This window comes from Streptomyces sp. NPDC005566, assembly GCF_040605575.1.
Lineage (GTDB): Bacteria > Actinomycetota > Actinomycetes > Streptomycetales > Streptomycetaceae > Streptomyces.
The window spans coordinates 193,405-201,872 of record NZ_JBEXDB010000005.1 but is presented as its reverse complement, the minus strand read 5'-3'; the positions used below and the strand labels follow the sequence as shown (position 1 = coordinate 201,872).

At 70.6% G+C, this 8,468-nt stretch carries 5 protein-coding genes; 3 read left to right on the top strand and 2 right to left on the bottom strand.

Features of this window, described 5'->3' with window-relative positions; translation table 11 throughout:
* Nucleotides 1-193 precede the first annotated feature (193 nt).
* Nucleotides 194-3,541 (bottom strand): S41 family peptidase, encoded by a 3,348-nt coding sequence (locus ABZS61_RS10045; protein ID WP_356417683.1) that lies wholly within the window; start codon nt 3,539-3,541, stop codon nt 194-196.
* A gap of 191 nt (nt 3,542-3,732) precedes the next feature.
* Here ABZS61_RS10045 and ABZS61_RS10040 point away from each other — a divergent pair, with 191 nt between their 5' ends.
* Nucleotides 3,733-4,305, top strand: a complete 573-nt coding sequence (locus tag ABZS61_RS10040) for a TetR/AcrR family transcriptional regulator (RefSeq protein ID WP_356417682.1) — start codon at nt 3,733-3,735, stop codon at nt 4,303-4,305.
* A 129-nt stretch (nt 4,306-4,434) separates the two neighbouring features.
* On the top strand, nt 4,435-6,645 hold the full coding sequence (locus tag ABZS61_RS10035) for an MMPL family transporter (RefSeq protein ID WP_356417681.1): 2,211 nt from the start codon (nt 4,435-4,437) through the stop codon (nt 6,643-6,645).
* Between the two features lie 151 nt (nt 6,646-6,796).
* On the opposite strand, the gene ABZS61_RS10030 is transcribed toward ABZS61_RS10035, so the two are convergent.
* The gene (locus tag ABZS61_RS10030) at nt 6,797-7,201 is read right to left on the bottom strand and encodes an SsgA family sporulation/cell division regulator (protein WP_356417680.1); all 405 of its coding nucleotides are present in this window, start codon (nt 7,199-7,201) and stop codon (nt 6,797-6,799) included.
* Between the two features lie 181 nt (nt 7,202-7,382).
* On the opposite strand from ABZS61_RS10030, the gene ABZS61_RS10025 reads away from it, so the two are divergent.
* On the top strand, nt 7,383-8,468 hold the full coding sequence (locus ABZS61_RS10025; RefSeq protein ID WP_356417679.1) for an energy-coupling factor ABC transporter permease: 1,086 nt from the start codon (nt 7,383-7,385) through the stop codon (nt 8,466-8,468).

Genomic DNA, 8,468 nt, shown 5'->3' with positions numbered 1-8,468 from the left:
TGGGGGTGTCCGGGCTCAAGAGATGCCCTCAAGCGCCGGGAGGGCTGGGGGTGTCCGGGCTCAAAGATGCCCTCAAGCGCCGGGCGGGCTGGAGGGCTGCCGGGCTCAAAGATGCCCTCGAGCGTCGGGGGCTGGGGGTTGCCGGGGTGGGCTCGAAGGTGCCCCCGTACGTCGGGTGGGCCGGGGGTTGCCGTCAGCGTGGTGGCAGTGGGGGACGGCGCAGGATCGGGGCTGTTGCGTAGGTGGGGGGTGTGGCCGCCGGGTGGACCGCCAGGAGGTCCAGGGCCACCCTTACCGCGTCGTCAAGGACCGCGTGGCGGCCCTCGGCCCAGTCCAGGGGGGTGCGCAGGGCTTCCAGGTCCGGGCCGACACCGTGGTTCTCGACGGACCAGCCGTACGTGTCGAACCAGGCCGCGTTCATCGGCACCGTGATCACCGTGCCGTCGCCGAGCCGGTGGCGCCCGGTCATGCCGACCACCCCGCCCCAGGTGCGCTGACCCACCACCGGCCCCAGCTTCAGCAGTTTGAACGCGGCCGTGATCATGTCGCCGTCGGAGGAGGTCGCCTCGTCCGCCAGCGCCACCACAGGACCCCGCGGAGCGTTGGACGCGTAACTGACCGCCTGCGCGTTGCGGGTCAGGTCCCAGCCGAGGATCGTCCGGGTGAGCTTCTCGACGACCAGTTCGCTGATGTGGCCGCCCGCGTTGCCGCGCACGTCCACGATCAGGGCCGGGCGGGAGACCTCCAGGCGCAGGTCGCGATTGAACTGCGCCCAGCCCGATCCGCCCATGTCCGGGATGTGCAGGTACCCGCACTTGCCGCCGCTCAGTTCCCGTACGACCTCGCGGCGCTTGGCCACCCAGTCCTGGTAGCGCAGCGGCCGTTCGTCGACCAGCGGGACGATCGCGATGCGCCGGGACCGGCCGCCGCACTCGCCCCCGGCCGGCCGGAACGTCAGCTCCACCGTGGTGCCGCCCGCAGCCGTCAGCAGCGGGTACGGGCCCGTCACCGGGTCGACGGGCCGGCCGTCGACATGGGTGAGGACCGCTCCCTCCCGGATGCCCGTACCGGCAAGCGGTGAGCGGGCCTTGGAGTCCGAGGACTCACCGGGCAGGATCCGCTGGAGCGTCCAGTCCCCGTCGCGGCACACGAGGTTCGCGCCCAGCAGTCCGATCGCCCGCTGGTAGTGCGGCGGGCCCTCGTTGCGGCGGGCGGGGGAGACGTACGCGTGGGAGGTGCCGAGTTCGCCCAGGACCTCCCGCAGCAGGTCCGCGAACTCGTCGGGTGAGGCGACCCGTTCGACGAGCGGCCGGTACTGGTCGAGCACCCCGTCCCAGTCGATGCCGCACATGTCCGGTTCCCAGAAGTAGGCCCGGATGATGCGTCCCGCTTCCCCGTAGGCCTGGCGCCATTCCGCTGCCGGGTCGACGTCGTGCAGGATCCGGCGCAGATCGAGGAAGACCGTCGAGTCGTTGTCGCCGGGCTCGTTGGACGGTACGGCGCGCAGTTCGCCGTCGTCCATCACGACCAGCCTGCTCGCGTCACCGCTGACCGCGAACCAGTCCAGGTGGTCGACGAGTTCGGTCTTGCGTGCCTTCGCGATGTTGAAGTGCTCCAGCGTGGGCCGGCCCGACATGTCCGAGGGGTTCGCGAACGTCTCGCCCAGGGCGCCGGAGATCGGCCAGCGCATCCAGACCAGACCGCCGCCGCTGACCGGCTGCAGCCCCGAGTACTTCGACGCGGAGACCGGGAACGGCGTCACCCGGCTCTCCAGCCCCTCGAACTCCACGGTGACCGTCGTCCCCTCGACCGTGCCTTCGGGGACGTCGACCGGGTCCAGCCCGCCTGCCGCCGGCCGCCCGTCCGGCAGCAGGGCGAACGGGGACGGGGTGGCCGAGGAGAGCGGGACCAGATAGGGGCGGCAGCCCAGCGGGAAGGAGAGGTCGCCGGTGTGGACGTCGTACACCGGGTCGAAACCGCGCCAGGAGAGGAAGGCGAGATAGCGGCCGTCACCCGTGAAGACGGGGTTCTCGTCCTCGAAGCGGCCGTTGGTGACATCCACTATCACCGGGGCGTCGGGACCCGAGATCCGTGCCAGTTTGATCTGCCGCAGCGACCGGCCCACGCCGGGGTGGGACCAGGCCAGCCACGCTCCGTCCGGCGAGAACGCCAGATCGCGGACCGGGCCGTTGACGGAGCGGATGAGCTCGGTGACCACGTCCTCCGCGGGGATCCGGGGGACCGACGGGGCGTCCTCGGACCCGTCCGCGCCCTCCCCTTCCGTCTCCGCCTCCACAGCTGTGTCCAGCAGGAGCAGACGGCCGTCGTTGGACGCGATGGCCAGTCGCTCGCCCTCCGGGTCCGAGGTGAGCTCCTGGACCCTGCCCAGCTGTCCGGAGGCCAGCCGGACGGGCTCGAGGTCGCCGCTGGCCCGGGGGAGGTAGGCGATCTCGATCGCGTCGTCGCCGTCCGCATCCGTCACGTAGGCGACCTTGCCGCTGCTGCCGAGCATCTCCGGCAGCCGGACCCGCACCCCCGGGGTGTCGGTGATCGTGCGGGCGGGCCCGTCGCGGTGCGTGAGCCAGTAGAGGCTGCCGCGTACGGAGACGGCGCTCGCCCGGCCCGTCTCGTCGACGGAGAGCGAGTCGACGTTGCTGGCGGCCGGCACCTGGTACGTGCGCCGGCCCGCCCGGGGCCCGCCGAGCCGTACCTCCAGCTTCCGCGGTGCGGCGTCCGGCGACTCCAGGTCGTCGACGAGCCACAGATCGCCCGCGCACTGGTAGACGACCCGGTTCCCGTCGCTGGAGGCGTGGCGGGCGTAGAACGCGTCGTGGTCCGTGTGGCGGCGCAGATCGCTTCCGTCCATGAGGCAGGAGTACAGGTTGCCGACCCCTTCGTGGTCGGACAGGAACGCGATCCGGCGCCCGACGAACATCGGTGAGTCCAGATGGCCGCCGATGTCCGGCAGCAGCCGCTCGCCGTGCAGCCACAGCCGTCCGGTGGCCCCGCCCCGGTAGCGCTTCCACGCGGCGGGCTCGTGCGGCGGCTTGCCGGTGAGCAGGAGGGTGCGCCGCTCGCCGTCGATGTCGGCGACCGCGATGTCGGAGACCGGCCCCCAGGGGAGCTTGCCGCCGGGGCTGCCGTCGGTGGGAACGCTGTAGGCCCACGAGAAGTAGGAGAACGGCTGGTTGTGCGAGGACACGGCGAGGATCTGGGACGAGTCGCCGGGATCGGGGCTCCAGCCGCAGACCCGGGCGTCGGTCGAACCCCAGTACGTGAGCCTGCGGGCGGGCCCGCCGTCCACGGGGGCCAGATGGATCTCCGGGTCGAGCGTGCGCCAGGTCGTGTAGGCGATACGGCTCCCGTCGGGTGAGAAGCGCGGATGACTGACCCTGGTCCGGTCGACAGTCACCCGCCACGCCCGGCCGGGCCGCTGCCCCGCCGGGACGAGGGGGGAGACCCATAGGTCGTCCTCGGCCGCGAAGCAGAGCAAGTCCTTGTGGAGGTGCGGGAAACGGAGATACGCGACGTCGTCACTCACCCCCCAATGCTTTCCGTGCGAGAGGGCTCCGGCAACTTGTGGTGCAGGACACAAGCGAAACTGTCCCGTTTCGCTAGGTGGGGGGAGTACCTTCGAAGTGTACGAAACAGTTTCGTTCGTTTGGTTGATCATTCCGGTGACCGGCCGCCGACGTACGGTCCAGCAGGCGCAACGGACAAGGAGGTCGGGACATGGCACGCAGTCGGCTCACGCCGGAACGCGAGAGCGAGCTGTACACCTCCGTGCTCGACCTGCTCGGCGAGGTCGGGTACGAGGCCCTGACCATGGATGCCGTTGCCGCCCGCACCCGTTCCAGCAAGGCCACCCTCTACCGCCAGTGGGGGAGCAAGGCCGAGCTGGTCGTCAAGGCGCTCCGGAACGACAAGCCGGTGCATCTTGCCGAGGTCGACACCGGTTCGCTGCGCGGCGATTTCCAAGCCGTGCTGCTGAGCACCGACGACTGTCAGATGGAGAAGAACTCCGCGCTGATGCGGGGTCTGACCCATGCCGTTCATGACAATCCCGATCTGTTCCAGGCCTTGCGCGAGCTGATGATCGAGCCGGAGATGACCGGTCTCGGGGCGCTGCTCCAGCGGGCCGTGGACCGGGGTGAAGTGCGTCCGGACAATCCGGCGCTCCCCTATGTACCGCACATGATGATCGGCGCTTTCGCCGCCAGGCAGCTCGTCGAGGACCGCTCGGTCGACCAGGCGTTCCTCGTCGACTATGTCGAAGCCGTGGTGTTCCCCGCCCTCGGCGTCTGACGTCCCCTTTTCTTTCCCTTTCCTTTCCGAGGACCCCTCCCCGAAGCTCCACCTGACACGCCGCTCTCGTCGTCGGGCCGGTTCCTCACGCCCTTTTCCACTCAACGACCTGACCGGGAGTACCCCTCCGTGGCCACATTCCTTTACAAGCTCGGCCGGCTTGCCTTCCGGCGCCGCCGCTATGTCGCCCTCGTCTGGGTGGCCCTGCTGGCGCTCGCCGGATTCGGTGCCGCCTCCGCGTCCACCGCCACCTCCAGTTCCTTCTCCATCCCCGGTACGGAAGCCCAGAAGGCCTTCGACCTGCTGGAACAGCGCTTCCCCGGGGGCAGCGCCGACGGCGCCACCGCCCGGGTCGTCTTCAAGGCACCCGGCGATCAGAAGGTCACCGACGCGGCCAACAAGGCCGAGGTCAAGGAGATCGTCGCCGAGCTGAAGTCCGGCTCGGACCAGATCGCCTCCGTCGCCGACCCGTTCGCGACGAACGCCGTCAGCAAGGACGGCTCGACGGCGTACATCTCCGTCTCCTACGACGTCAGCTCGATGGAGCTCACCGACGGGACGCGCGAGGCGCTCGAAGAAGCGGGCGAGGCCGCGCAGAGCAGCGGAATGACCGTGGAGATCGGCGGTGACGCGCTCCAGGTGATGCCGGAGACCGGGGCCACCGAGATCATCGGTGTCGCCATCGCCGCGGTGGTCCTCGTGATCACCTTCGGTTCGCTGATCGCGGCGGGGCTCCCGCTGCTCACCGCGCTCATCGGCGTCGGTATCGGCGTATCGCTGATCACGGCCCTGGCGAACGTGTTCGACCTGGGCTCCACCACGTCCACGCTCGCGATGATGATCGGCCTCGCGGTCGGTATCGACTACGCGCTCTTCATCGTCTCCCGCTACCGCGCCGAACTGGCGGAGGGCCGTGAGCGCGAGGAAGCCGCCGGCCGCGCCGTCGGCACCGCCGGATCGGCGGTCGTGTTCGCGGGTCTGACCGTCGTCATCGCCCTGGTCGGCCTCGCTGTCGTCAACATCCCGATGCTGTCGAAGATGGGCTTCGCCGCCGCGGGAACGGTCGCGATCGCCGTCCTCATCGCGCTCACCCTCGTTCCGGCGCTGCTGGGCTTCGCGGGCAAGCGGGTCATGGGGCGCAAGGCGCGCAAGGCCGCCGAGGCGGAGAACAAGCCCGAGGCCAAGCCGAACATGGGCACCCGCTGGGCGCGGTTCGTGCTCCGCAAGCCGGTGTGGGTCCTGCTCACCGGGGTCATCGGCCTCGGAGTCATCGCCGTACCCGCTGCCTCGCTGGAGATGGGCCTGCCGGACGACGGTTCCCAGCCGACGAGCACCACGCAGCGCCAGGCCTACGACCTGCTGTCCGACGGTTTCGGGCCCGGGTTCAACGGTCCGCTGCTGGTCGTCGTCGACACCAAGGGCAGCTCGGACGGCAAGACCGCGGTCGACCAGGTCTCCCAGGAGATCGAGGGCATCGGCCATGTCGCGGCCGTCACCCCGGCCACCTTCAACAAGGCCGGCGACGCCGCGACCATCACCGTCATCCCGGAGGACCGTCCGAGCTCCACCGAGACGGAGCAGGTCGTCCACGCGATCCGTGACGCGGGTACGGACATCAAGAGCGACACCGGCGCCGAGGTGCTGGTCACCGGCGCCACGGCGATGAACATCGACTTCTCGCAGAAGATGAACGACGCGCTGCTGCCCTACCTGGCGCTCGTCGTCGGCCTGGCATTCCTGCTCCTGATGGTGGTCTTCCGCTCGCTGCTGGTGCCGCTGAAGGCGGCCCTCGGCTTCCTGCTCTCGGTCGTAGCGGCCCTGGGTGCGGTCGTCGCGGTCTTCCAGTGGGGCTGGCTCGCCTCGGTCTTCGGGGTCGAGCAGACCGGGCCGATCATGAGCATGATGCCGATCTTCATGGTCGGTGTGGTCTTCGGCCTCGCGATGGACTACGAGGTCTTCCTGGTCACCCGGATGCGTGAGGCGTACGTCCACGGGGAGACGCCCGGCCAGGCCATCGTCACCGGCTTCAAGCACGGGGCCCGGGTGGTCACGGCCGCCGCGGTGATCATGATGGCGGTCTTCGCGGGCTTCATCGGCTCCCACGAGTCGATGATCAAGATGATCGGCTTCTCGCTGGCCATCGCCGTCTTCTTCGACGCCTTCGTGGTCCGCATGGCCATCGTGCCGGCGGTGCTCGCCCTGCTCGGCCGGCGGGCCTGGTGGCTGCCGCGCTGGCTGGACCGCGTACTGCCGAACGTGGACGTGGAGGGCGAGGGTCTGCGCAAGGACCTGGCCGACGGCCCGGCGGACGGCGGGGAGCGCGAACTGGCCCGCGTCTGATCCGCGGTCCGAGCCGCACGTACCCCGGGGCCCGCGTCTGAGCGGAGCGCGGCCCCGGTGCACCGGTTACCTGTGGGGACGGGGGACCGGGGCGACAGAAGGCCCCCGTGCACGCGGCACGGGGGCCTTCGTCATGCGAGGGCGTCCGGCGTCATGCGCGGGTGACGGACGCGGCCGGAGCGGGAGCGGGGGCCGGAGCGGCGGGGGCAGCGGGAGCGGGGGCCCGGCGCTCGATGGCCTCGTGCGTACGGTGCAGGAACCGGATCAGCGGCGCGACGTCGAACTGGAACACGGCGACGCCGTCCGGGGAGTGCAGCTCCAGGACCAGCTGGGCGCGGCCGCACGGCCACACCCGTATGTCGCCGCGTGTGACGGGGCCGCGGAGTCCGCTCTCCAGGAGGTCGCGGCCGAACGCCCAGTCGACGTCGCCGGGGAGTCGGACGTGGACGGTCTGCGGGGCATCGGTGTCGCAGATGAGCTCGACGGGGACCGGCCGGGGGTCGGGTCCGTCGGTGATGAGCCGGGCTCTGGCATGTTCTTGGATCACGAGGGACATGGGCCGGCTCCTCCTGTGTATGCATCTCTCCTCTCCAATGTGCCATATGTCCCATATTGGGCACGTTGGGAAGGGGGAGTAGTTGTGTTGCGTACGCTCTTGCGAACCGTTTGCAACAGGGCACTATCATTGAGCGGTTCCCGACCCCGCCCGCGAAAACGCCCGAAAGCGGAGCCACTCCATGCATGTACCCGACGGATTCATCAATGCACCCGTCTCCGCCGTCGCCGGCGTCATCGCCGCAGGCGCGGTCGCCGTCAGCCTCCGGGGCGCCCGGCGAGAACTGGGCGGCACCTCCCTCTCGGACGGCACCGGGGGAGAGCGCACGGCCCCGCTGGCCGGTCTGGTCGCCGCCTTCATCTTCGCCGTGCAGATGCTGAACTTCCCGGTCGCCGCCGGCACCAGCGGCCACCTCCTGGGCGGGGCGCTGGCCGCGATCCTCGTCGGGCCGTACACCGGGGTCCTCTGCATAGCGGTCGTCCTGCTGATGCAGGGAATCCTCTTCGCCGACGGCGGTCTCACCGCGCTCGGCGTGAACATCACGGTGATGGGCGTCGTCACCACGGTCGTCGCCTACGGCCTCTTCCGCGGGCTGACACGTGTGCTGCCCCGCGGGCGCCGCTCGACGACCGCCGCCTCCTTCGTGGCCGCCCTGGTCTCCGTACCGGCCGCTGCCGCCGCCTTCACCCTGATCTACGCGATCGGCGGGACCACCGACGTCCCCCTCGGCAAGGTCCTCACCGCGATGGTCGGTGTCCACGTCCTCATCGGCATCGGTGAAGCCGCGATCACCGCGCTGACCGTCGGCGCCGTCATCGCGGTGCGCCCCGACCTCGTGTACGGCGCCCGAGGACTTGCGGCCCCGCTCAAGCTGCGCGTCGGCGGCGAGCTCGTCGACGCCCCGGCCGCAGCCCCCGCCCCCGTAGCCGTCGCGGCCCGCTCCACACGCAAGGTCTGGGCCACCGGCCTGGCCGCCGCCCTCGTCCTCGCGGGCTTCGTCTCCTTCTACGCCTCCGCGAACCCGGACGGCCTGGAGAAGGTCGCCGCCGACAAGGGCATCGACGAGAAGGTCCAGGAGCACGGCGCGGCCGGCTCCCCGCTGGCCGACTACGGCGTCAAGGACATCGGCGACGCCCGGATCTCCGGCGGTCTCGCCGGAGTGATCGGTGTCGGTGCCACCGTCGCCGTCGGCAGCGGGGTCTTCTGGGCGGTGCGCCGGCGCCGCACCTCCGAAGCGCCGTCCACCCCCGTCACCGGGGCCGCCTGA

Coding starts and splice junctions, on each gene's coding strand:
- ABZS61_RS10040 (WP_356417682.1), top strand. CDS start 3,733: ATGGCACGCAGTCGGCTCACGCCGGAACGCGAGAGCGAGCTGTACACC.
- ABZS61_RS10030 (WP_356417680.1), bottom strand. CDS start 7,201: ATGTCCCTCGTGATCCAAGAACATGCCAGAGCCCGGCTCATCACCGAC.
- ABZS61_RS10025 (WP_356417679.1), top strand. CDS start 7,383: ATGCATGTACCCGACGGATTCATCAATGCACCCGTCTCCGCCGTCGCC.